The sequence below is a fragment of the Kaistia geumhonensis genome (genome assembly GCF_030815145.1).
In the GTDB taxonomy this organism is placed as follows: domain Bacteria; phylum Pseudomonadota; class Alphaproteobacteria; order Rhizobiales; family Kaistiaceae; genus Kaistia; species Kaistia geumhonensis.
Genome location: NZ_JAUSWJ010000001.1, coordinates 3,290,129 through 3,314,692 on the forward strand (window position 1 = coordinate 3,290,129; position 24,564 = coordinate 3,314,692).

Below are 24,564 nucleotides of genomic sequence, written 5' to 3' on the forward strand. Positions count from 1 at the left end.
TCCTTAAGCAGTCCTGTTCAGCCGCCCTTGGCCTGCTGGGCGAAGCCGAACGAGTCGAAGGTGTATTCGGCGACGCGGAACCACTGGTAGCTCTCGTCGCGGAACTTCTTCCACGGCTCGTAGATGGTCTTGAACTTGGCGTTCTTCGCCGAGATCTCGCCATAGATGTCGAAGGCGGCGCCATAGGCGGCTTCCAGCACGTCGCGCGGGAAGGGGCGCAGCTTGACTCCCTTGCCCACCAGGCTGCGGATCGCCGTGTTGTTCTTGACGTCGTATTTCGCGAGCATGGTCTGGTTGGCGGTGGCGGCGCCCGCCTTCAGCGCCGCCTGATAGGCTGGCGGCAGCGCCTCCCATTTCGCCTTGTTGACGAAAAGGTGGATCGACGGACCGCCCTCCCAGAAGCCGGGATAATAGTAATAGGGCGCGACCTGGTAGAAGCCGAGCTTCTCGTCGTCATAGGGGCCGACCCATTCGGCGGCGTCGATGGTGCCCTTTTCCAGCGCCGGATAGATGTCGCCGCCGGGGATCTGCTGCGGCACGGCGCCGAGCTTCGCCATCACCATGCCGCCGAGGCCGGCGATGCGCATCTTGACGCTCTTGAGATCGTCGATGCCCTTGATCTCCTTGCGGAACCAGCCGCCCATCTGCACGCCGGTATTGCCGGCGACGAAGGAGACGATGTTGTAGTTGCTGTAGAAATCATCGAGCAGCTTCTGCCCGCCGCCCTCGATGATCCAGGCGTTCTGCATGCGGGCATTGAGGCCGAAGGGCAGCGCCGTGCCGATCGCAAAGGTCGGATCTTTGCCGACGAAGTAATAGGAGCAGGTGTGGCAGGCCTCGACGGTGTCGTTCTGCACGGCATCGAGCGCCTGCGGGCCGGGGACGAAGCGCCCGGCCTCGCCGAGATCGATCTGGAACTTGCCGTCGGTCAGCGCGGCTACGGTCTCGGCGATGGTGACGCCGCCGCCATAGATGGTGTCGAGCGATTTCGGGAAGCTCGACTGGACGCGCCATTTCACCTCCGGCATCGCCTGTGCGATGGCGGGCGCGGCGAGGGCCGTCGTCGCGAGCGTGGCGCCCGCGCCGAGGCCGGCGGTCTTGAAGAATTTGCGGCGGTCGAGCCGTGTCTCGTCCATGGATGATCCCTCCCGGTGGTGCCTTATGACGGCGCTTTTCAGGAAGGACAGCCGATGTCATCCGCCCCTTTCTGTCAACGGGGAAGACGCGGTATCGCGCGCGTTCAGAAGGGCTCGACGGGGCCGCTGCCGGCGCCGGTCGCGCGGATCGCGGCGGTGATCGCGGTCAGGTCCTCGCCGTCGAGCGCGAGGCTCGCCGCGCCGATCCAGCCGTCGACCTGCTCGGGCGAGCGGGCGCCGACGATCGCCGCGGTCAGCCCCGGCCAAGTCAGCGCCCAGGCGAGTGCGATCGTGCCGACCGAGGTCTCGTGCTTCGCCGCGATCGGGCGCAGCGCGTCGACGAGGGCGAGGTTCTTGTCGAGATTGTCGGTGAACTGGACGTCCTTCTTGCGCCAGTCGCTGTCGGGCAGGTTCGCCACGCGCTCCGCCGAGAAGGCGCCGCTGAGGAGGCCAGCCTGCATCGGGCTGTAGACGAGCGTTCCCGTGCCGTGTTCGAGGCACCAGGGCAGGACCGTCGCTCCGGAATCGCGGCGGATCATCGAGAAGGGCGGCTGAAGCGTCTCGACATGGCCGACGGCCTCGGCGGCTTCAAGCGCGGCGACATCGTGGTTGGAGAGGCCGACATGGCGCACCTTGCCCTCCTGCTTCAGATCGAGCATCGCCTGCCAGTACTCCTCGATCGGCGCATCCTCGGGCTGCCAATGCATCTGGAAGAGGTCGATCACCTCGACCCCGAGCCGCTTCAGCGAGGCTTCCGCCTCGCGGCGGACGCTCTCCGCCTTGCCCGAGCGGCGGACATGCTTGCGCTCGGGCGTCTCCTCCGGCCAGACGAGACCGCATTTGGTGAAGACGAGCGGGCGTTCCTCGTGCGAAATCTGCCGCAGAGCCTCGCCGACCACTTCCTCGGAATGGCCGAGGCCGTAGATCGCGGCCGTGTCGATCCAGTTGATGCCGCGGGCGACGGCATGGCGGATGGCGTCGACCGAGACCTTGTCGTCCTGCGGACCCCAGGCCTCGCCGCCGATCGCCCAGGCGCCGATGCCGACCGGCGTGATCTCGAGCCCGGTCTTGCCGAGAGGGCGGGTAGGAAGCTTGGTGGCCATGGGGGAACTCCGGAAAGGATGGGGGAGGAGGATGGTCGGAGCGCGGCCGCGCTTCAACCGCAATAGCGCCGTCGGTCAGGCATGCGAAGCATCAATCGCTGCGGCCGGCCGCCGTTCCGGCGCAGTGTGACGGACAGCCTTGCAGCCTTCCTGCGGTCTCGCCATCTTTTCCTGCCGGGTGTAGTGAAGCCCCGAGCCGAAGTGACCGGATTCGACCATGAGCCATTCCCGCCCCATACCGCTCGTTGCCGTCACCGCCGATGTGCGCGACGCGGACGGCTATCGCTGGCACGCAGCGGCCGAGACCTATGTGAAGGCGGTGACGATCGGCCTCGGCGGCCTGCCGGTGGTCGTCCCCTCGCTCGGCGACGCGCTTGACATCGAGGCGCTGCTGGAGCGGGTCGACGGCGTGCTGCTGACCGGCAGCCGCTCCAATGTCCATCCGCCGATCTACGGCGCCGAGGCCGATGCCGCGTCGGAGCCTTATGACCATGCGCGCGATGCCACCACGCTGCCGCTCATCCGCGCGGCGCTCCGGCACGGCGTGCCGCTTCTCGCCATCTGCCGCGGTTTCCAGGAGCTCAATGTCGCGCTCGGCGGCACGCTCATCTCCGAGGTGCAGGAACTGCCCGGCCGGCACGATCATCGCGCGCCGGTCTCCGACGTGCAGGCCGAGCGCTTCGCCATCCGGCAGGATGTCGTCATCACCACCGGCGGCTGCCTCGGCCGCATCGTCGAAGCCGAGGCGTTTCAGGTGAACTCGCTGCACCGCCAGGCTGTCGGCCGGCTGGCCGAAGGGCTCACGGTCGAAGCCGTCGCGCCGGACGGCACCATCGAGGCGGTGAGCGTCACCGGCGCGCGCGGCTTCGCCGTCGGCGTGCAGTGGCATCCGGAATACTGGGTGGCGACGGATGCGCCGTCGGGACGGTTGTTCCGTGCCTTCGGCGAGGCGATGCGCGAGCGGATCGCGGCGCGCGGGGGGCTCGCTACCGCGGCCGAATAAGGCTCAGAGCCCGGCGAGCGCGCCGCCCAGCATCGCGAGGCCGAACAGCAGGATCCCGGCCGCCGCGGCGATCTCGACGCCGCGCATCACGCGGAGCGCGATTGGGGACTCGCCGCGGTTCGACACCCGCAGCGCGATATCCTTGGCCTTGACGGCGATCGCCGCCAGCACCGCGACGGTAACGCCCGTGCCGAGCGCCATAGCCAGCACCGAGAGGATGCCGACCCACCACAGCTTCTGCGACAGCGCGAAGACGAGAACGATCACCGCGCCCGAACACGGGCGGATGCCTACGGCGAGGATCGCCGTCCAGGCGCTCCTCAGCGTCAGCGGCGCGGTGAGCGTCGAGGGATCAGGCGCATGGCCGTGCGCGCAGTCGCAGGCGAAGCTGGAGACCGCCGCCGCCGATGCGGAGGAGGCCGAGACGGGGGTGGCCGAGAAGGCGAGGCGAGGCGCGCCGCCGAGATTGCGGCCGAGGCCGGAACCGAGATTGCCGGAAAGATTGGTCCCGGAAAGGCCGAGACGACCGTGATTGATCGCGCAGGACGCGTCATGCACATGCGGCGCCGGGCCGGCCTCGTCGCCGTGGCGGCCGAGGGTCTTCGACCACAGCAGCCAGACGCCGCAGATGGCGATGAGCGCGAAGCTCGCGATCTCGAGCGCATCGGTGGCGCGGGTCATCGTGACGGCGGTGACGTTGAGCACGACGGCGCCGATCGTGACCACGACGATCGCCGTCAACGCCTGGACGAAGGCGGAGGCGAAGGAAATTGCGATGCCCCGCTTCAGCGTATCGCCCGTCGCCAGCAGATAGGAGGCGATCACCGCCTTGCCGTGGCCGGGGCCGACCGCGTGGAAGACGCCATAGGCGAGCGAGAGGCCGATCAGGATGAAGGCGGCGTGCGGGTTGTCGGCGAAGGCGGAGAGCGCCGCCGTCAGCGCGCGGTAGAAGCTCGATTGCTCGGCCGCGATCCAGACGAAGAAGCCGCGCAGCGGACCCGCCCACGCGACCGTGCCGCCGCCGTCGGGGGTCGCGATGCCGAAGGGGCTCGGCGCGGCCTGCACGAGGGCCGGCGCGAGGAGGGCGGCGAGAGCGAGGGCGAGGCGGCGCATCAGCAGCGCACCGAGATGAGCGTCGCGAGGCTGGCCGCGGCATCGGCGAGCTCGGCCGGCAGGTCGGGCTGATCGGCGGGGATCGCCGCGATCTGCGCCATGGTGGCGTCGTCGAGCGCATGCGGCGGCCGGACTGTGGTCGTGCAGGAGGCCGGGGCGCCGTCGAGCGTGATCTGGTGGCCCTTCACGAAGTTGAAGGCAACGAAATATTCTGGGTCGAACACCTCGAGCGTCGTTTCCGGTCCCGGCGCCACCGGCGTTCGCAAGGGAAGCGTATAGAAGAGCGTCAGGCGGCCGCTGTGGAAGTCGAGCCAATATTCGGTCGGCGGATTGACCGGGATGTGCTTGTTGCCGACCTTGAGATTGGTGAAATAGCGGTATTCTTTCAGCGACTCGACATTGACCTTGGCGAGCGGCTTCAGCTCCTCGTCGGAAAGCTTGCCGTCGCCATCGGCATCGAGTCCCTGCACCGCGAAGGAGGTGAAGGCCTCGTCGAACTGCCAGACGTGGCGGATCGCCGTCATCTTGCCTGAGGCATCGAAGACGAGCTCCTCGCGGGCATCGACGAAGACATGCGGATGGGCGGATGCCGCGAGCGTGCTGCCGAGAACGGCGAAGGAGACGATCAGAAAGCGGTTCAGCATGAGGAATCCCGGCGGCGATGCGATCCACTTCGCCCGAAAACTGCGGCCAGATCGTGTCGTTCAGCAGCCGCCCTCGTTGCGGCCGGCACCCTCGAACCAGCGTACGAGATAGTCGATGAAGGCGCGCACCTTGCCGGAAAGGTGGCGGCGATGCGGATAGACGGCATGGATCGCGACCGCCGAGGTCTCGTAGGGCTCGAGCACCGCCTTGAGGCGTCCCGCCGCGATGTCGTCGCGGACCACGAGATAGGGCACCATGACGAAGCCGAGGCCGGCGAGGGCGGCTTGGCGCGCGACATTGGGGCTGTTGACCTCCACCCGCCCCTTGACCGCGATCGTCACCCGCTCGCCCTCGACCATGAAGGGCCAGCTGCCGCGATTGACGTTCCAGTCGACGATGCAGGGTCGGTCGGCCAGATCGATCGGCATCTCCGGCAGGCCGTAGCGGGCGATGACCTCGTCGGTCGCGCAACAGACGATGCGGAACGAGGAGAGGCGCCGGGCGATGAGGCTCGAATCGCTCAGCGAGGAGATGCGGATCGCCACGTCGAAGCCCTCGTCGACGAGATCGACGAAGCGGTCCTCGAGATGCAGCTCCAGCGAGATGTCGGGCTCCTCGAGCACGAAATCCATGATCGCGCGGCCGAGCTCGCCGTCGCCGAAGGTGCGCGGCGCGCTGACCTTGAGGCGGCCGCGGGCGGCGGCATGCGCGTCGCCCACCGAGCTCTGCAGGTCGTCGATGCGCTGCAGGATCTCGGTCGCGTCGCGGGCATAGGTCTGGCCGACCTCGGTCAGCGACAGGGTACGGGTCGTGCGGTTGAGCAGCCGCGCGCCGAGTTCGTCCTCGAGTTCGCGGACATATTTCGAGATCAGCGCCTTGGACCGGCCCATCTTGCGGGCGGCAGCCGAGAAGCCGCCGGCCTCGACGACCTCTACGAAGGTCCGCATGCGGGTCAGCGTGTCCATCGGCGGTCCTATGCGGCCATGATGCGGCGGGCGAGATCGACGAGGGCGCGGTCGCGGCCGGGCGGCGCCACCAGCGAGACGCCGAGCGGACAGCCCTCATGCTCGGCGAGCGGCAGGTTGATCTGCGGCAGTCCGGCAAGGCCGGCCGAGCAGAGCATGGACAAGGCGCGGTTGCGGTAGGAATCGAGTTCTTCGCCGCCGAGCCCGCGCAGCGGCGCGATGCCGGGCGTCGTCGGGATGGCGAGCACGGTGTCGTCTCCGAGGAGGCCGAGCAGGCGCTCGCGCACCTGAGCCCGGCGCTGGCCGGCGGATGCGTATTCCTCGGCCGTCACATGGCTCGCCCATTCGAAGCGCTCGCGCACGCCGGGGCCAAAGACGGGCTCATTGGCGTGGATCCAGTCGCCATGCGCCTGCCAGGCCTCGTAGGCCTGCATGGTGCGGAAGATCATGCGCCAGGCGGCAAGGCCCTCCGGCGCGACGATCACGGCGCCGGCCGGCTCGAGCTGCGCGGCGATGCGCGGCGTCGCGGAGCGGATCGCGGCCTCCTCGAGATCGCCGAGCAGCAGCGCATGGATGTCGTCGCCGACGATGAAGCGCGTGAGCGGCGTCTCGCCTGCGTCCTCGCCGAGCAGGACGGGCGCGACGCGGCCGAAGGTGTCGATGTCGCGGGCGAACCAGCCGACCGTGTCGAAGGAGTGGGCGAGCGGGAAGGTGCCGGAAATGTCGATGCGCCCGAAGGTCGGGCGCAGGCCGAACAGGCCGTTATAGGAGGCCGGCGCACGCACCGAGCCGCCGGTATCCGAGCCGAGCGCGATGTCGACGAGGCCGGCCGAGACCGCGGCAGCGGAGCCCGACGACGAGCCGCCGGGGATGCGGCCCGGCGCGCGGACATTGATCGGCGTACCGTAGTGGAAATTCTCGCCGTTCATCGAATAGGCGAACTCGTCGGTGTGCGTCTTGCCGACGAAGGCCGCGCCGGCATCGAGCAGCTTCCGCACGGCCGGAGCCGTCGTGGTCTTGACCGCGCTCTGGGCCCGCACCAGCGGATGGCCGGCGCCCGTCGGATAGCCCGCGACGTCGTAGAGATCCTTGACCGCGAGCGTGAGGCCGCGCAGCGGACCTTCCGGCGAGGCGGGGACGGGAACGGACGGGTAGTCCACGAAGGCGTCGACCGGGTCGAAGGCGAGGAGCATGGAACCGCGCTTTGCAATCAGGAGAAGCGCCGGCGACGCCGACGATGGATCGTTTCATACGCCGATTTCCGGCCGCCTGCCAAATGCGGGCGGCCGGACGCCTCAGGCGGCGATGGCGGCGCCGTCGGAGCGCGGGTCGGTCGCGCCGATCGAGCGGCCGTCGCGGCGGCGCACGATCGCGCCGGCATGGCCCATCGTGTCGGAATACGCCTCGTCGATGACCTCGAGTTCATGCCCCGCGCGTTCCAGCGCCAGCACCAGATCGGGATCGAAGCGGTTCTCGAGGCGGAGGTGGAGATGGTCCGAGCCCCAGGTCCGGCCGAGCAGCCAGCGCGGCGCCGCGATCGCCTCGGCGGGATCCATGCCGAACAGCGCGTGGCGGGTGAAGACGGCCGCCTGCGTCTGCGGCTGGCCTTCGCCGCCCATCGTGCCATAGGGCATCACGCGGCCGTCCTTGAAGCGGGCGAGGGCCGGGTTCAGCGTGTGGAAGGGCTTGCGGCCGGGCTCCAGCGGATTGCGCGCGGCGGGATCGAGATGGAAGCTCGCGCCGCGGTTCTGCCAGGTGACGCCGGTCGCCGGCAGCACGCAGCCCGAGCCGAACTCGAAGAAGATCGACTGGATATAGGAGACGGCGAGGCCGTCGCCGTCGACGGCGCCCATCCAGACCGTGTCGCCCTTCTCGGCGACCTGAGGCCAGGGCGCGGCGTGACGCATGTCGATCGCCGCCGCTTCCCGGGCCAGCACGCGCTCCGAGAGGTGGATCGAGACGTCGCCGGCGAAGACCGGGTCGGTCACATGCTTGTCGCGCAGCAGGAAGGCGCGCTTGGTCGCCTCCACGAGGCCGTGCAGATGCTCGAAGCTCTCGCCGCGCTTGACGCCGAGCCGCTCGAAGATGCCGAGGATGAGCAGCGAGGCGAGGCCCTGCGTCGGCGGCGGCGCGTTGTAGACGGTGGCATCGGAGAGCGTCACGGAGAGCGGCGCGCGGAAGCGGGCCTCGTGGCGGACGAGGTCCTCGCGCGTGACCGGGCTGCCGATCCGCTCGAGATCGTCGGCGAGCGCCTTGCCGACATCGCCGCGGTAGAAATCCATGAAGCCGGCATGGGCCAACTGGTCGAGCGTGTCGGCGAGGCGTGGCTGGTGGATCGTGTCGCCGATCGCGGGCGGCTTTCCCTCCGGCAGGAACACGTCGGCGAAGCCCGGCGCAGCGGCGAGGGCGTCATGATGCAGCGCCGTCAGGCGGGCCTGCGAGCGGGTCACGGCGATGCCGTTCTTGGCATGGGCGACGGCGTCGGCGAGCAGGGTCTTAGGATGCTGCGCGCCGCCGAGGCTCTTCGAGAGTTCGTGCGCCAGATGCCAGCCGGAAACGGCGCCGGCGACCGTGATCGCCGCGTCGGCGCCGCGCACCGGCATGCGCTCGTGTCCCTTGTCGCGATAGGCGCGGATGCTCGCTCCGGCGCCGGCCGCGCCGCAGGCCTCGATATAGCGCGGCTCCTTGCCCGGCTCGCGGATCAGCCAGAAGCCGTCGCCGCCGATGGCGTTCATGTGCGGGTAGACGACGGCGATGGTGGCCGCCATGCCGATCATCGCCTCGATGGCGTTGCCGCCGGCGCGGAGGATCTCGGCCCCCGTCTCGGCCGCCGCCGCATGCGGGGCCACCACCATTCCCTTTTCGCCGACCACTGTCTCGACCACGACGCGCCTCCGAACTCTGCCGAAAGCCTGCTTACGGGAAACGGCGCGGCGCCAAAAGCCGAATCGAGCCGCTGCCCGACGATCGGGCAGACGCTGCCCGCGCGAAGGGCAGTGTGCGCTTTGTGGAAACAGTGGGTGAAAGGTGGCGTCGAAGGTGCGAAAAGCGCGGAATTCCGTGGCTTTTCCGGGGCTGCGCCAGGCTGGCGAGATTTTCTTTGCGCGAGGTCAAAAAGCGCTTGAATGCGACGGGCGATCGTCATACCTAGCGCTTGCCCAATTATCGCACGTGCCTGTGGTTGCGTGCCGACCGGTGGGGCTCCGGACAAGAGGCCGGGGCGACGCCCATGTGGATCCCGAAAGGGCCACGAAGGAGTCCGGGAGTGATCCCGGAAAGGTCGGCAGCCGGAAAGCGAAACCGGTGAACTCCGTCTCCGCGGAGGACGCGACTTGAAGCAACGACGTAGCGGGCTTTTTTGGTCTCTAACGGCTCTCCATCGGCCGTGGTCACTGAAGAGGCACTACTTCCTTGCCGGGCGTGCGGATCGGGTCATCCCGCTCCAAGCGACGGCGGCGCTCAAGGATCCTCCTGACGATCCCTGACGACCGTCACCCGCGAAAACCTGCCGGCTCCGCCGGCAAGACGGCGCTTCGTCACCGTTCCGGCCCGCGTCCATAGCGGCCGGCGCGAGGGCTCGGCTCCGCTTCGCCGTATCGCAACGCTGATCGGGCCTTTTCGCCGGCCCACCGGGAGTTCCTAAGATGACCGCTCGCATCATCGACTTCCTCGCGACCCGACGTCCCGAGGGCCCCTGCCTCGTGGTCGACCTCGATGTGGTGCGGGAGAATTACCTCGCCTTCGCGCATGCGATGCCCGACACGCGGATCTTCTATGCCGTGAAGGCCAATCCTGCGCCGGAGATCCTGCGCCTGCTCGCCTCGCTCGGTTCGAATTTCGACTGCGCCTCGGTCGCCGAGATCGACATGGCGCTCGCCGCCGGCGCGACCCCCGACCGGATCTCCTTCGGCAACACGATCAAGAAGGAGCGCGACATCGCCGCTGCCTTCGAGCGCGGCATCTCGCTCTATTCGGTCGATTGCGAAGTCGAGGTCGAGAAGGTGGCGCGCGCCGCTCCCGGCATGCGCGTCTTCTGCCGCATCCTCTGCGACGGCGCCGGCGCGGAATGGCCGCTGTCGCGCAAGTTCGGCTGCGAGCCCGAGATGGCGGTCGGCGTGCTCGAGCATGCGCACCGGCTGGGCCTCCATGCCTATGGCATCTCGTTCCATGTCGGCTCGCAGCAGGGCAACACCGAGGCCTGGGACGGCGCGCTCGCCTCGGCCGCCGGCATCTTCGGAACGCTTGCCGAGCGCGGCATCCAGCTGTCGATGGTCAATCTCGGCGGCGGTTTCCCGACCCGCTACCTGAAGCCCGTTCCGGGCGTCGAGAACTACGGCTCGTCGATCGACCAGGCGCTGAAGCGGCATTTCGGCAACCGCATCCCGGAGACGATCATCGAGCCGGGCCGCGGCATGGTCGGCAATGCGGGCATCATCAAGTCCGAGGTCGTGCTCATCTCCAGGAAGAGCGACCGCGAGGACGATCCGCGCTGGGTCTATCTCGACATCGGCAAGTTCGGCGGCCTCGCCGAGACGATGGACGAGTCGATCCGCTACCCGATCCGCACCGCCCATGACGGCGATGCGGTCGAGCCCTGCATCCTCGCCGGCCCGACCTGCGATTCGGCCGACGTGCTCTACGAGAAGACCCCGTACAACCTGCCGGTCTCGCTTTCGATCGGCGACGAGGTCCTGATCGAGGGCACCGGCGCCTACACGACGACTTATTCGGCCGTCGCGTTCAACGGCTTCGAGCCGCTCGCCGCCTACGTGATCTGAAAGGCGTCGCATCATGATCCTGATCGGTGCGGAGGCGCCGGCGGAAGCCGGCGCCCGTGAATTCCTGCTCGACCGCACGATGGGCCCGGACCGCTTCCTCAAGAGCTCCGAGCGCATCCGCGAGGGTCGCCTCCCGGCCGACGGGCTCGCGCTCGTCGCCCGCGACGGCGATGCGCTGGTCGGTTCGGTCCGCCTCTGGAACGTCTCGGCCGGCGGCCGCGACGCACTGCTGCTCGGCCCGCTGGCCGTCGCCCCGGAATGCCAGGGCGAGGGCGTCGGCTCGCGGCTGATGCGCACGGCGCTGTCGCGCGCCGGCGTGCTCGGCCACAAGGCGGTGATCCTCGTCGGCGACGCGGCCTACTACACCCGCTTCGGCTTCAGCCTCGCGCCGACGCGCCGGCTGCTGATGCCGGGCCCGGTCGACCGCAACCGCTTCCTCGCGCTGGAACTGGCCGAGGGCGCGCTGGCCGGTGCCGCCGGCATGCTGGAGCCGACGGGCGCCTTCGCCACGCCGTCGATCGTGGGGCCGGATTTTGGTGCGCCCGCCTTCGGCGCTCCCGATTTCGGCACGCCCGAGCCGGTGCGGCTCGCCGCCTGAAGCCCTTGCATCTCCTGCTGAACCGCCCGCCGAAAGGCGGGCGGCGAGGCATGCATTTTCTTTCGTCATAGAAGGACGATAACCTGCCCGCCTTCGACGGTGGGTCTAGTTCTGAAAAGGAGTACTGCCAAATGGCGAGCTGGCCGGTCTATGGTCGCATCGATGGTCCCGTGGTGATCATCGGTTTCGGGTCCATCGGACGCGGCATCCTGCCCCTGATCCGACGGCACTTCGCGCTGGACCGGTCGCAGGTGATCGTCGTCGAGCCGGGCGACGAGAATGCCGGATTGCTCGCAACCTTCGGGGCGCGCCATGTGCGGATCGCGCTGACGCGCGAGAATTATCGCGACGTCCTCGTGCCGCTCCTGACAGGGGGCGAGGGCCAGGCCTTCTGCGTCAACCTCTCGGTCGATACCTCCTCGCTCGACATCATGAAGCTGACGCGCGAACTGGGCGCGCTCTATATCGACACCGTCATCGAGCCGTGGCCGGGCTTCTATTACGATCACAAGGCCGATCCCGCCTCGCGCTCCAACTATGCGCTGCGGGAGGAACTGCTCGCCGAGAAGCGTGCCCATCCGGGCGGGCCGACCGCCGTCTCCTGCTGCGGCGCCAATCCCGGCATGGTCTCCTGGTTCGTGAAGCATGCCCTGCTCGACGTCGCGCGCGACCTGGGCATGGAGTTCGACGAGCCGAAGAGCCGCCGCGAATGGGCCGAGCTGATGCGGGCGACCGGCGTCAAGGGAATCCACATCGCCGAGCGCGACACGCAGCGCTCGCGCAACCCGAAGCCGCTCGACACCTTCGTCAACACCTGGTCCGTGGACGGCTTCGTTTCGGAAGGGCTGCAGCCGGCGGAGCTCGGCTGGGGCACGCACGAAAAGTGGATCCCCGACCATGCCCGCGCCCATGATACCGGCAGCGGCGCGGCGATCTTCCTGCTCGGCCCCGGCGCCGATACGCGCGTCCGCTCCTGGTGCCCGACACCGGGTCCGCAGCTCGGCTATCTCGTGACGCATAACGAGGCCATCTCGATCGCCGATCATTTCACTGTCCGCGAGGAGGGCAAGGTCGTCTACCGGCCGACCTGCCACTACGCCTATCATCCGTCCAACGACGCCGTCCTGTCGCTGCACGAGATGTTCGGCCGCGCCGGCAAGGCGCAGAGCCGCCGCCACATCCTCTCCGAGGAAGAGATCATCGCCGGCCGCGACGAACTCGGCGTGCTGCTCTACGGCCATGCGCTCAACGCCTACTGGTACGGCTCGCGTCTCACCATCGACGAAGCGCGGCAGAACGCGCCCTACCAGAACGCGACGGGCATGCAGGTGACCTCCGCCGTCATCGCCGGCATGGTCTGGGCGCTCGAGCATCCCGCCGCCGGCATCGTCGAGGCCGACGAGATGGACTATCACTTCTGCCTGCGCATCCAGCGGCCCTATCTCGGCACCGTCGAGGGCGTCTACACCGACTGGACGCCGCTCACCGACCGCCCCGGCTTCTTCCCCGAGGATATCGACCCGAGCGACCCCTGGCAGTTCCGCAACGTGCTGGTGCATTCGTAGGGGAAGGTCGCCTCTCCCTCTCTCCAACGCTGGCGCGGGAGAGAGGGCCGGCCTCGTCGCTTCATCGACACCGGTGCTCTATCGCGCCAGTAGGCTCTCCCTCTCCCCCCGCGAGCGGGGCTGGGGAGGGGGCCTCTTGACGGATCGCGCGCTCTGTCACGCCCGGTCGCGGGCCAGTGCCGCGCGCTCGCGCAGGCGCCTCCGCCGGCGGAGCGGAGCGGTCGCGGCGCTGCCGAGGCCGGCGAGAAGATAGACGGCGAGGAAGCCGATCCCCGCCGCGACGGCGCCGGCGAGCGTCGTCGGGACGGCCGGCTCGTAGACGCTCCATGTCGCGCCGACCAGCTCGGGATCCGGCGCCGAGAACACCGCCTCGATGCGGCCGAGCGGACCGCTCGCCTCGAGGGCCTGCTGCTGGGCGCTGAGCCGCTCGTAACGGGCGACCGTCCCGGCGATGCTGTCGCCGCGCAGCTGCACGATGCGCTGGCCGTCGCCCTGCATGGTCGCGATCGCCCGCCGGCGGTCGAGGCCGGCCGTTGCCGCGTCGCGGTCGAAGTCCATCACCACACGGCGAAGCTCGTCGACGGCGCCGCCGAGGCGCTGGCGATATTGCTGCGCGAATTCCGGCGCCTGCGAGGTCGCGACGCCCGCGCCGAGTGCCGTTGCGAGAAGAAGGGTCCGCCTGATCATGCCCGCTCTCCGATTGCCTTCACCAATGCGCGGCCCGCCCCGCCGCTCCCTCAGTTGCGCAGCACGACGCAGGCGCCGCCGGCTCGCTTGAGTTCCGCACAGAGCGTCCGCGCCTCGCGCATCGACGCGGCGGGCAGGCGGACGCGGTAGAAGGCCCGCCGACCGCGCCCGGCGCCGCGCGAGCCGAGGATGAGCGTCGGCCGTCCTTCGAGCACCGAGGGGAAGCGTGCCAGCTGCCGCTGATAGGAGGCGATGGCGCGGGCCTTGGAGAAATTGCCGGAAAGCTGCACGCCATAGGGGGCATAGGCGCCTTCGATGAGTCGCGGCGCATAGGTGCGGATCGAGGCGACGGTGCGTCCGCAATCCTCGGCGAGCCGTTCCTTGTCGTCGCTCGGCGGGCGGATGCCGTTGTCGCGCCAGTCGGCGGCGCTGCGCCCGGTGACGAAGAGGACGTAGTCCTCCGTTTCTCCCGGCAGCCAGCCGCCCCCGCGCAGCCAGCCGGCGAGGCGCGTCGGACCGGCATTGTAGGCGGCGGCGGCGAGGCCGAGATTGCCGAACCGGTCGCGCAGATCGGCGAGATAGGCGGCCGAGGCGGGGATCGCCTGTTCTGGATCGAAGGGATCGTCGAGGCCGCGCGCGGTCGCGGTGCCGGGCATGAACTGGGCGATGCCCTGGGCGCCGGCCGAGGAGGTGACGCCGGCGCGGAACGAGCTTTCCCGCCAGATGAGGCGCGTGAAGAAATCGACCGGCAGCAGCTCGGCTCCCGCCGCCTGCTCGATCAGGCGGCAGATCGACTGCTCGGTCGTCTCCTCCGCGGCGGCGGCCGGCAGGGTCATGCCCAGCCATGCGGCCGCGAGGCCGCCGAGCATGCGTCGCAAGGATCGTCGATCGGGCATCGTCATGCCATCCGTCACAGCTCGGGCGGGATGGTCGCAAGCCGTCCTGTCGCGATCAAGACAAAGGCGGATGAAGCGTCAGCCGGCCAGGTCGACGATGCCGGCGGTGCCGTCCTCGGTGCCGAAGGCGAGGCGGATGCCGGCCGCGTCCCAGGCGAGCGCTGAGATCGGCCCGCCCTCGACCTTCCGCAGCCGCGCCTCGTCGCCGTCGGCGAAGCGGGCGGCGATGATCGAGCCGTCCTTGTAGCCGATCGCGACGACCTCCTCCGTCGGGTGGCAGGCGACCTGCGTCACCACGCTCTGAGCGGAGAGGCCGAGCTGCAGCGGCTGCTTGCCCATCGGCCCTTCCTTGAAATGGAATGGCCAGAGCACGGCCATCTCGGCGCCCGAGGTCGCGAGGAAGCGGCCCTTGGTCGACCAGGACAGCGACCTCACCTTGCCCGGATAGCCGGACATGCGCATGTGTCCGCCGCCGTCCGAGGTCCGCCAGCCATGCAGGGCGTTCTCCTGCATCGAGGTCACGACGAAACGTCCGTCCGGCGACCAGGTGACGGCGATATGCGAACCCTTCCATTCGAACTCGGTCGGCTTCGCATCGGTGCCCGGCCACCACAGCGAGACGCCGTTGTAGCGGGCGACGGCGAGGCGCAGCCCCTTGGGCGCGAAGGCGAGGCCGGCGACCGTGCGTTCATGCGGCAGCACGCGTTCCTTGCCGTCCGGAAGCAGGACGACCGCCTCGCGGCCGCCGGCGAAGGCGACGGTGCCGTTCGGGCCGACCGCGAGCTGGTCGATCCACTTCTTCGGCCGCTCGGCCAGCGCCGCGATGCTGCCCGACGCGTCGATCGCCATCACGCGGCCGTCGTCGCCTGAGGTGACGAGGCGCATGCCGGCCTCGTCGCGCGCCGCCGCGAGCAGCCCGCCCGTATGGACGCCGAAGGTTTCGGCCGCCGCGCCGTCGACGAGGCCGACCTTGCCGTCGCCGAGGGCGAAGGCGGGGCGGTCACCGAGGAAGGTCGCGGCGACGACGAAGGCGCCGAGGGGAAAGGACTGGATGCTGGGCAAGGTCGGGGATTCCGGAAGAAGGCGTGGCGCGCCGGGGCGGCCGCCGCCGGGCATGACCGCCGCCGGATCTGGCCGGCGGCGGGTCGGTCCGTGGCTGCCTGTCAGGCGGCCTTCACGAGGCAGGCTTCGAAGCTCTTGCGGATCGCTTCCTCGTTGAGCTTGCGGCCGATGAAGACGAGGCGGCTCTCGCGCTTCTCGTCGTCGCGCCAGGGGCGCTGATGCGTGCCCTCTATGATCATGTGCACGCCCTGGACGACATAGCGGTCCGGGTCGCGATCCATGGCGAGGATGCCCTTGAGGCGCAGGATGTTCGCTCCCTCGACCTGAGTGATCTCCTGGATCCAGGGGAAGAACTTCTGCGGATCGAGCGTGCCGCCGCGCAGCGAGACGCTGAACACCGCGTTGTCGTGGCGCGGATGGTGGTGATGGTGATGGTCGTGATCATGATCGTGGTGATGATGATCGTGGTCGTGGTCGTGGTCATGATGGTGGTGATCATGATCATGGTCGTGCTCGTCCGCCTCGAGGAATTCGGGGTCGAGCGAGAGGATGCGGTCGAGGTCGAACGCGCCGCGGTCGAGCACCTTGTCGAGATCGACGGCCGAGCGCTCGGTGCGGTGGATCGTGGCGTGCGGGTTGATCTCGCGGATGCGGCGCTCGACGGCGGCGAGCTGCTCGGCGCTGACGAGGTCGATCTTGTTCAGGAGCACGACATCGGCGAAGGCGATCTGCTCCTCGGCCTCGGGCGCGTCGTCGAGACGCTTCAGGAGGTTGAGCGCATCGGCGACGGTCACGACGGCGTCGAGCCGCGACTTGGCGCGCACGTCCTCGTCCATGAAGAAGGTCTGCGCGACGGGCGCGGGATTGGCGAGGCCGGTGGTCTCGACGAGGATGCCGTCGAACTGGCCAGGGCGCTTCATCAGGCCCTCGACGACGCGGATGAGATCGCCGCGAACCGTGCAGCAGACGCAGCCGTTGTTCATCTCGTAGATCTCTTCGTCGCTCTCGACGATGAGGTCGTTGTCGATGCCGATCTCGCCGAACTCGTTGACGACGACGGCATAGCGCTTGCCGTGGTTCTCGGAGAGGATGCGGTTGAGGAGCGTCGTCTTGCCGGCGCCGAGATAGCCGGTCAGCACCGTGACCGGGACCTGCGTTTCGGCGTTCTGGGAGGCTTCCGTCATGGGATATCTCCGGGCGGCCTGGCCGCCTTCAGGCTGGTGTCAGAGAGCGCTGATATAGGGGAACTCGGCGCCGTTTGCATCAGGCAAGGCGATTGGGGCGGAAGGCAGAACGACCGCCCTTTTTTGGAATCGTTCCAGTGTATAGACTGCGTCGTGGCGGGCTCGTGCGCCTGCGCAGACACAAGGGGGCTCGGATGAAATCTGGTTCGATCGCCGGTTACTCGGCGCCGCAGATCGCGCTGCACTGGCTCATCGCGGCCCTGGTGCTGTTCCAGCTCGTGTTCGGCGAAAGCATGTCGGTCGCGCTCGATGCAGCGGGGGAGGGCGAGGCGGTTTCCGCCTCTGACGCCAGTCTTGCTTCGGCGCACTACTGGATCGGCATCGCCATCCTCGTGCTGGTCGGCCTCCGCCTCGCGCTCCGCCTGACCGCCGGTGCGCCGGCGCCGCAGCCTTCGGGAACGCCGATCTTCGATCGGCTGGCCCATGCCGTTCACTGGCTGTTCTATGCGCTGCTCGTCGCGATGCCGGTGACGGGGCTTCTCGCCTACTATGTCTCTCCCGAGATCGGCGAGGTGCACGAGATCGGCAAGCCGGTCTTCATCCTGCTGATCGCTGTCCATGTCGCCGGTGCGCTCTATCACCAGTTCCTCCTGAAGGACGGTACGCTGCGCCGCATGCTGGTCCCCAGCCGCTGACGCAGGCCGCCTGCCTCCCACACATCCGGACCCGGCGCGGACGGGCACATAACTGATATTCGCGCCGCGGGTCTGTCACGTGCCGGCCAAAACGGGAATGCTGCAGCCTGGGAGGAGCCGATCGAGGAACCGCAAACGGGAAACGCCCGGGCGGGATCGGCGCAGCGTTCGGAGGAGGCCATGCGCAAGGCGCGTCTGTCGCAGGAGGGTGTCGTCTTCGCCCTCGCCGTGCTGCTGTTCGCGGCCTTTGCGGTCACGCTCAACAACTTCCTGACGACGGGCAATCTCATCGCCCTCGTCCGCAGCGTCTCGATCCTCGGCATTCTCGGCCTGGGCATGGGCATCGTGGTGATCGGGCGTGGGATCGACCTCGCGATGGTCGCGACCATGGTCGTGTCGCTCTCCTGGGTTCTGTCGATGACGCAGGGCGGCATGCCGCTCGGAACCGCGCTGCTCTTCGGCCTCGCGCTGGCGCTCGCCATCGGGCTGATGAACGGCATCCTGATCGCATATGCCGACATCCCGGCCATCTTCACCACGCTCGCCATGGGCCTCGTCGCCTACGGCGCCGGCCGCGCCTTCCTGTTCCAGATCGATGTCCAGAACACGCCGGCCGGCATCGCCTGGTTCGATTTCCTCGGCCAGGGCTCGGTGGTCGGGCTGCCGATGCCGATCGTCGCCTTCGCCGTGCTCGCGGCGCTGATGGCGCTCCTTCTCCTGCGCACCCGCTTCGGCCGTTTCGTCTATGCCGCCGGCGACAATGCGCTCGCCGCGCGCATCACCGGCATCCCGCTGCGCCCCCTCATCGTCGCGCAATATGTGGTCAGCGCGCTGATCGCCTTCCTCGCCGGCCTCGTGATGGCCGCCGCCGTCTCGGGCATGAGCACGCGGCTCTACAACTCGACCATGATCTATGACGTGCTGCTCGTCGTCGTGCTCGGCGGCATCAGCCTCTCGGGCGGCCGCGGCGGCGTGCGCAACATCCTCGTCGGAACGCTTCTCGTCGGGGTTCTGCTCAACGGCATGACCATCCTCGACATCACCTACACGACCCAGAACCTGATCAAGAGCCTGATCCTGCTCCTCGCGATCATGGTCGACAGCTTCATCAACCCCAGGGACGAACAGACTTCGCAGCAGGCCCAGGGGGATATCTGACCACAATGCTGCACGCGCCCGGCGGCCGGCCGCCGCACGGGACCAAGGGATCAACGGGAGGAACCAAGATGATCCGCAAGATGCTGATGGCCGGCCTCGCGGCCGGAATGATGGCGCTCGGCTTCGCCGGCGCGGCCCATGCCGATGACGGGCTCGACAATCCCTCGCGCAATCCCTTCTACGAGGGGCTGAAGGGCAAGCGTGTCGTCTTCGTTCCGCTCGCGATGGGCTTCGACCTCACCGAGGGCTGGGCGGCGATCATGCGCAAGCAGGCCGCCGATCTCGGCTATACGCTGGACATCCGAGATCCGAACTGGAGCACCGATGCCGGCACGCGCGCGCTGACCGCCCTGATCGCCGAGAAGCCGGACGTCATCATCGCCCACAACCCGGACGTCCAGTCCTATGCGCGTCTCCTGAAGCGGGCGATGGACGCGGGCATCAAGGTCATCCAGCTCAATCTCGAATCCGTCGTGCCGACCGACGCCTATATCGGCGCCGACTGGTCGCGCGTCGGCTACATCGAGGCGGACGAGCTCGTGAAGCGCTGCGGCACCGGCTCGGGCAAGTCCGGCAAGATCGCGATCATCCGCGGCCAGCCGACCGCCGCCTCCGATCTCTACGAACTCTATGCCTACAAGACGACCTTCGCCAAGGATCCGGCGATCAAGATCGTCTCCGAGCAGGCGGCGCAGTACGACCCGGCCAAGGCTCGTGCCATCATGGAGACGGTGCTGCAGCAGCATCCCGATCTCTGCGGCGTTGTCGGCAACTGGGACAACCAGGATGTCGGCGCCGGCGCGGCGATCCAGGCAGCCGGCAAGGCCGACGACATCTTCGTCGTCACCTCGGGCGGCGGCAACCAGATCGGCTGCGACAACATCCAGAAGGGTCTGCTCGACATGATCGTCAGCTACGACGTGCCGCTGCAGGGCGAGGCGATCAACCAGCAAATCGCGCAGACGCTGCTCTCCCCGGCCAAGGCGGGCGAAAGCAAGACGGCCTACTACACGCCGCTGACGCTGCTCACCAAGGATAATATCGGTCCGCGGACCTGCTGGTCGCTCGACCAGCTGAAGTAGGGCAGACCGAACCGGGGCGCGCGGGGGCCCACACCCCGCGCGCTTCGTGCCAGTGACGCGACCTCCGGCGCGCCGGGTTCGCCGGACGTGATCCAGCAGGGACTTGAAAAGCCTCCTCATGGCCAGCAACGATACCTTGAGCGACCGCATCGCGTTTCTCCGCTCGCGCCTCTTCCCCGATCACGTGGTCGGCGAGATCATGTCGAAGCGGTGGATCGACAATGCGATCCCCTTCACGGCGCTGGTGCTGACCATCATCGTCCTCGGCAGCATCATCCCGGATTTCCTGTCGCTTTCGAGCCTTTCCGACTTCTCGCGGCAGTTCGCGGAATTCGGCCTCGTCGTGCTCGCCCTCACCATCGTTATGATCTCGGGCGGCATCGACCTCTCTGTCGCGGCCGTCTTCTCGCTCGCGGTCCTCTTCTCGCTGATCGGCGTCAATGTCTACGAATTGCCGGTCCCGGCCGTGCTTGTCGGCATTCTCGGCCTCGGCATGGTCTGCGGCGCGCTCAACGGCGTGCTGATCGGCTATCTGCGCCTTCGCGCCTTCCTGACGACGCTGGTCAGCCTCATCATCTTCCGCTCCATCTACGAGATCGTCTTCGTCAAGATGTCGACGGCGATCATGTCCGGCTTTTCGGATTCCGATCTCTGGCTGTTCATCGGCGAGGGCTCGGTCTTCGGCGTGCCGGTGTCGCTGGTCATCACGCTCGTGATCGCGCTGGCCTGGCACATCGTCCTGTCGCGCATGCGGCCCGGCTGGCGGCTGACGGCGGTCGGCGGCGCCCGTCGCTCGGCCTTCAATGCCGGCATCGACGTACGCCTGATGGTGTTCTCCACCTATGTCGCGTCGAGCATGATGTGCGCCTTGGCCGGCTTCCTGTTCGCGGCGCGCCTCGGCAGCACCGGCTCGGATACCGGCGTCGGCCTCGAGGTGCAGGCGCTGACGGCAGCCGTGCTCGGCGGCACGGCGATCGGCGGCGGCCGCGGCTCCGTCGCCAAGGCGATCATCGGCAGCCTTCTCGTGCTGCTTCTCACCAACGGCCTCATCAATCTCGGCATCAGCGGGCCGATCACCTCGACCATTCTCGGGGCGGTGCTGATCCTCGCGGTGTTCATCGACATGCGCTGGCAGAAGCATCGCCACCGCATCCTCGCTAAGATCTATGTCTCGCCGACCTATCTCGACCTGCCGCCGGCGCCAGCCGTCGATGCGCCCGGTTCGCCCTATGCGCTGAACGACCGCCTGCGCTCGGTCGAGATCATCGGCCTTGGCGAGATCGAAGGGCCCGAGGACGTGATCCTCGACCGCCACGACAATCTCTATTGCGGCACGCGGCACGGTGACATCGTCCGCTTCTTAGGACCCGACCACAAGCGCTCCGAGATCTTCGCCCATATCGGCGGCCATCCGCTCGGCATGGCCTTCGACCGCGACGACAACCTCCTGGTCTGCATCGGTGGCATGGGCCTCTTCCAGGTGGCGCCGGACAAGACGGTCACCAAGCTCACCGACGAGACCAACCGCAGCTGGACATCGATCGTCGACGACAGCCGGTTGCGGCTCGCCGACGATGTCGACATCGCGCCGGACGGCCGTGTCTATTTCAGCGAGGCGACGATCCGCTACGAGCAGGAGGACTGGGCGACCGACGCGCTGGAGAGCCGGGCGAGCGGGCGCATGATCTGCTACGATCCGAGGACCGGCCGCACCCATACCGAGATCCCGAAGCTCGTCTTCGCCAATGGGGTCGCGATGTGTCCGGACGGCCAGTCCTTCATGTTCGCGGAGAGCTGGACCTGCTCGATCAGCCGCTACTATTTCGACGGCCCGAAGAAGGGGACGATCGAGAAGGTCATCGACAACCTGCCGGGCTATCCCGACAACATCAACCGCGCCTCGGACGGCAATTACTGGATGGCGCTGCTCGGCATGCGCGGTCCGGCGCTCGACCTCGCGCTGAAGATGCCCGGCTTCCGCAAGCGCATGGCGCGGCGCGTGGCGCCCGACCAGTGGCTCTACCCGAACATCAACACCGGCTGCGTCGTCAAATTCAACGAGAAGGGCGAGATCCTCGACAGTCTCTGGGATCTCGGCGGCCTCAACCATCCCATGATCACCTCCATGCGCGAGCATCGCGGCTGGCTCTATCTCGGCGGTGTCTCCAACAACCGCATCGGCCGCTACCGCCTGCCCGATGCCGATCCGAACTGGTGCGCGCTGGACGCCTATTGGGGAGCGAAGCCATGATCGGCGCCCTCAAGGAGGCCTGGGCCAATTTCCGCGGCTTCGACACGACCGGCAGCACGGTTCCGCCGATGGACGGCCCGCTTCGGCCGAATGCCCGGCTCGACGCGGCGCCGCTTCTTCTGGCGATCGAGGATGTCGACAATCTCACCGCGACGCCGGCCGGACTTCTCGCATCGGTCGGCGCCGGGATCCACCATCTCCTCGCCGACGGCGACACGCTGAGGATCGCCGCGACGCGGACCATGCCGGGCGCGGTGACGGCGATGGCCTCGTCGGGAAGCAGCCTGGCGATCGCGATCGCCGGCGCCGGCGTGCAGATCGAGGCGGAGGGCGCCGCGCCGCGCATGGTCGCGCTCGACGGTATCGATGCCGGCCATGTGACGGCGATGAGCTTCGCCGGCCCCGCGACCCTCTATGTCGCGATCGGCTCGGCCCGCCATCCGGCGCGCGAATGGAAGCGCGACCTGATGACGAAGACCGCCGCCGGCTCGGTGCTGCGGCTCGATCTGGTCCAGGGACGGACCAGCGTCATCGCCCGCGACCTCGCCTTTCCCTCGGGCATCCATGCCTCGGGCGGCCGCGTGTTCGTCTCGGAGGCCTGGCGGCACCGCGTGATCTCGTTCGCGACCGATGGCGGCAAGCCCGAGGTCGCACTCGGCGCGTTGCCCGCCTATCCGGGCCGCATCGCGCCATCCTCCGCCGGCGGTTACTGGCTGGCGATGTTCGCGCCGCGCAACCCGCTGGTCGAGTTCGTTCTGAAGGAGAAGGACTATCGCCGCCGCATGGTCGAGACGATCGATCCCGACTACTGGATCGCGCCTTCGCTCGCGACCGGCCGCAGCTTCCTGGAGCCGATCCAGGGCGGCGCGCGCAAGAAGCTCAACATGCTGAAGCCATGGTCGCCGACCTGGTCGACCGGCCTCGTCGTGCGCTGCGGCGCCGACATGGCGATGCTGGAGAGCTGGCACAGCCGCGCCGACGGCGCCGTGCACGGCATCACCTCGCTCGCCGAGATGGACGGCCGGCTGATGGCCGGAGCCAAGGGCTCGGGCAAGATCGTCGCACTCGACAGAATCGATGAGGGGAGCGCGGCATGACCACGACCGTTACCGCAAGGGCGCCGCAGGGAGCGGCCGCGGCCACTGCCACGCCGCTGGTGCGCCTCAGCAAGGTCTCCAAGGATTTCCGCGGCGTCCTCGCCATCTCGGACATCGATCTCGACATCCGCGCCGGCGAAATCCACGCCATTCTCGGCGAGAACGGCGCCGGCAAGTCGACCCTGATGAAGGTTCTCGCCGGCGTCTACCAGCCCTCTTCCGGCGAGATGCTGCTCGACGGCAAGCCGGTGACGCTGACCTCGCCCTCCGATGCGCTCGAGCGCGGCATAGCGATGGTGTTCCAGGAGACCAATCTCGTCCCGTCGATGTCGGTCGCGCAGAACATCTATCTCGGCGACGAGAAGATGTTCAACCGCTTGCGCGGCCTCAATATTCAGGCGCAGCGCTATCTCCTGTCGCTGAATTTCTATGTCGATCCGACCGTGCAGGTGTCGGCGCTCGGTGCCGGCAAGAAGCAGATGGTCGAGATCGCCCGCGCGGTGCATCACCATGCGCGGCTGATCATTTTCGACGAGCCGACCGCGACGCTGACGCCCGAGGAGAAGTTCCACTTCTTCAACCTCGCCCGCCGCCTCAAGGAAGAGGGCATGGCGATCATCTTCATCAGCCATGCGCTGGAAGAGGCGCTGCAGCTTTCCGACCGCATCACGGTGATGCGCGACAGCAAGCTCGTCGTGAGCGACAAGACGGAGAATTTCGACCGCGAGCGCATCGTGCAGGCGATGGTCGGGCGCAGCCTGACGGGCGAGCTCTATGCCGGCGGGCGGCGCAAGGCGCGGCCGATGGGCAAGAAGATCCTCTCTGTCGAGAATCTCTCGATGGGCAATGCCGTGCGCAACACGTCCTTCTCGGTCTTTTCCGGGCAGGTCACCGGCATGTTCGGCCTTGTCGGCGCCGGCCGCACCGAGACGATGAAGATCGTCGCCGGCGTGCTGAAGCGCGACTATTTCCATGGCGGCACGGTCCGCTTCGAGGGCCGGCCGGTGCGCTATCGCACGCCGCGGCCGGCGGTGCGCGACGGCATCGTCTATGTCACCGAGGATCGCAAGATCGAAGGCTTCTTCGAGACGATGACGATCGCCAGCAATATCCAGCTCGGCCATCTCGCCAAGGGCATCAATCCATTCACCCCGGTCACCATGGCCGAGGCGCGGCGGCTGGCGAAGGAATGGACCGGCCGGCTCGGCGTCAAGTCGATCGACGCCGACGCACGCGTCATCGAACTCTCGGGCGGCAACCAGCAGAAGGTCGTGCTGGCCAAGGCGCTGATCCAGCGCCCGAAGCTCGTGATCCTCGACGAGCCGACACGCGGCGTCGATGTCGGCACGATCGTCGAGATCCACAATTTCATCAACGAGCTGGCCGACGGCGGTATGGCCGTGGTGGTGATCTCATCCTATCTGCCGGAGATCATGGCGCTTTCCGATCGCATCCTCGTCGCCCGGCAGGGCCGCATCGTCGAGGAAATGGACGTGGCCGAGGCCACCGAAAGCCGCATCATGTATGCGGCGGTGCACTGAGGGGG

21 protein-coding genes are annotated in these 24,564 nt (G+C 68.2%); 10 read left to right on the forward strand and 11 right to left on the reverse strand.

Translation table 11 applies throughout. From position 1 onward, the window contains the following. Positions 1–17: 17 nt before the first annotated feature. Positions 18–1,136, reverse strand: coding sequence for a TRAP transporter substrate-binding protein (locus QO015_RS15565; protein WP_266283201.1), 1,119 nt, complete (start codon positions 1,134–1,136; stop codon positions 18–20). 104 nt (positions 1,137–1,240) lie between these two features. Beyond that, positions 1,241–2,239: an aldo/keto reductase gene (locus tag QO015_RS15570; protein WP_266283200.1), complete on the reverse strand. Its 999-nt coding sequence runs from the start codon at positions 2,237–2,239 to the stop codon at positions 1,241–1,243. A 217-nt stretch (positions 2,240–2,456) separates the two neighbouring features. Between QO015_RS15570 and QO015_RS15575 the strand changes: the two genes are divergently transcribed. Next, on the forward strand, positions 2,457–3,242 hold the full coding sequence (locus QO015_RS15575; RefSeq protein ID WP_266283199.1) for a gamma-glutamyl-gamma-aminobutyrate hydrolase family protein: 786 nt from the start codon (positions 2,457–2,459) through the stop codon (positions 3,240–3,242). A gap of 3 nt (positions 3,243–3,245) precedes the next feature. On the opposite strand, the gene QO015_RS15580 is transcribed toward QO015_RS15575, so the two are convergent. The 5 genes from QO015_RS15580 to QO015_RS15600 form a co-directional block, all read right to left on the reverse strand. Beyond that, the gene (locus tag QO015_RS15580; RefSeq protein WP_266283198.1) at positions 3,246–4,355 is read right to left on the reverse strand and encodes a nickel/cobalt transporter; all 1,110 of its coding nucleotides are present in this window, start codon (positions 4,353–4,355) and stop codon (positions 3,246–3,248) included. Further along, complete coding sequence (locus tag QO015_RS15585) at positions 4,355–4,999, reverse strand: DUF1007 family protein (RefSeq protein WP_266283197.1); 645 nt, start codon at positions 4,997–4,999, stop codon at positions 4,355–4,357. Before QO015_RS15585 ends, QO015_RS15580 begins: the two co-directional genes overlap by 1 nt. Before the next feature lie 60 nt (positions 5,000–5,059). After that, a complete protein-coding gene (locus tag QO015_RS15590) occupies positions 5,060–5,965 on the reverse strand; it encodes a LysR family transcriptional regulator (protein ID WP_266283196.1) in 906 nt (301 codons plus the stop codon). An 8-nt stretch (positions 5,966–5,973) separates the two neighbouring features. Continuing rightward, positions 5,974–7,158, reverse strand: coding sequence for an amidase (locus QO015_RS15595; protein WP_266283194.1), 1,185 nt, complete (start codon positions 7,156–7,158; stop codon positions 5,974–5,976). Between the two features lie 102 nt (positions 7,159–7,260). Next, a complete protein-coding gene (locus QO015_RS15600; protein WP_370877425.1) occupies positions 7,261–8,850 on the reverse strand; it encodes a gamma-glutamyltransferase family protein in 1,590 nt (529 codons plus the stop codon). 759 nt (positions 8,851–9,609) lie between these two features. Between QO015_RS15600 and QO015_RS15605 the strand changes: the two genes are divergently transcribed. From QO015_RS15605 to QO015_RS15615, 3 genes are all read left to right on the forward strand, one after another. Beyond that, positions 9,610–10,743: a type III PLP-dependent enzyme gene (locus QO015_RS15605; protein ID WP_266283192.1), complete on the forward strand. Its 1,134-nt coding sequence runs from the start codon at positions 9,610–9,612 to the stop codon at positions 10,741–10,743. Between the two features lie 13 nt (positions 10,744–10,756). After that, complete coding sequence (locus tag QO015_RS15610; RefSeq protein WP_266283191.1) at positions 10,757–11,341, forward strand: GNAT family N-acetyltransferase; 585 nt, start codon at positions 10,757–10,759, stop codon at positions 11,339–11,341. 131 nt (positions 11,342–11,472) lie between these two features. After that, a complete protein-coding gene (locus QO015_RS15615; RefSeq protein ID WP_266283190.1) occupies positions 11,473–12,906 on the forward strand; it encodes a homospermidine synthase in 1,434 nt (477 codons plus the stop codon). Positions 12,907–13,062: 156 nt separating this feature from the next. Here the strand turns inward: QO015_RS15615 and QO015_RS15620 are convergent, their stop codons facing one another. From QO015_RS15620 to QO015_RS15635, 4 genes are all read right to left on the reverse strand, one after another. Continuing rightward, a complete protein-coding gene (locus QO015_RS15620; RefSeq protein WP_266283188.1) occupies positions 13,063–13,593 on the reverse strand; it encodes a DUF2937 family protein in 531 nt (176 codons plus the stop codon). Between the two features lie 50 nt (positions 13,594–13,643). After that, positions 13,644–14,489 (reverse strand): lytic transglycosylase domain-containing protein, encoded by an 846-nt coding sequence (locus tag QO015_RS15625; protein ID WP_266283186.1) that lies wholly within the window; start codon positions 14,487–14,489, stop codon positions 13,644–13,646. A gap of 78 nt (positions 14,490–14,567) precedes the next feature. Then, on the reverse strand, positions 14,568–15,551 hold the full coding sequence (locus QO015_RS15630; RefSeq protein WP_266283184.1) for a WD40 repeat domain-containing protein: 984 nt from the start codon (positions 15,549–15,551) through the stop codon (positions 14,568–14,570). 101 nt (positions 15,552–15,652) lie between these two features. Further along, complete coding sequence (locus tag QO015_RS15635) at positions 15,653–16,735, reverse strand: CobW family GTP-binding protein (protein WP_266283183.1); 1,083 nt, start codon at positions 16,733–16,735, stop codon at positions 15,653–15,655. Positions 16,736–16,929: 194 nt separating this feature from the next. Between QO015_RS15635 and QO015_RS15640 the strand changes: the two genes are divergently transcribed. From QO015_RS15640 to QO015_RS15665, 6 genes are all read left to right on the forward strand, one after another. After that, the gene (locus tag QO015_RS15640) at positions 16,930–17,430 is read left to right on the forward strand and encodes a cytochrome b (RefSeq protein WP_266283182.1); all 501 of its coding nucleotides are present in this window, start codon (positions 16,930–16,932) and stop codon (positions 17,428–17,430) included. Positions 17,431–17,610: 180 nt separating this feature from the next. Then, on the forward strand, positions 17,611–18,588 hold the full coding sequence (locus tag QO015_RS15645) for an ABC transporter permease (protein ID WP_266283181.1): 978 nt from the start codon (positions 17,611–17,613) through the stop codon (positions 18,586–18,588). 68 nt (positions 18,589–18,656) lie between these two features. Next, on the forward strand, positions 18,657–19,670 hold the full coding sequence (locus QO015_RS15650) for a sugar ABC transporter substrate-binding protein (protein WP_266283180.1): 1,014 nt from the start codon (positions 18,657–18,659) through the stop codon (positions 19,668–19,670). A 118-nt stretch (positions 19,671–19,788) separates the two neighbouring features. Then, positions 19,789–21,921, forward strand: a complete 2,133-nt coding sequence (locus QO015_RS15655) for an ABC transporter permease (RefSeq protein WP_266283178.1) — start codon at positions 19,789–19,791, stop codon at positions 21,919–21,921. Further along, positions 21,918–23,018, forward strand: coding sequence for an SMP-30/gluconolactonase/LRE family protein (locus QO015_RS15660; protein WP_266283176.1), 1,101 nt, complete (start codon positions 21,918–21,920; stop codon positions 23,016–23,018). Before QO015_RS15655 ends, QO015_RS15660 begins: the two co-directional genes overlap by 4 nt. Beyond that, entirely contained in the window at positions 23,015–24,559 is a 1,545-nt protein-coding gene (locus QO015_RS15665) for a sugar ABC transporter ATP-binding protein (protein WP_266283175.1), read from the forward strand. Before QO015_RS15660 ends, QO015_RS15665 begins: the two co-directional genes overlap by 4 nt. Positions 24,560–24,564 lie beyond the last annotated feature (5 nt).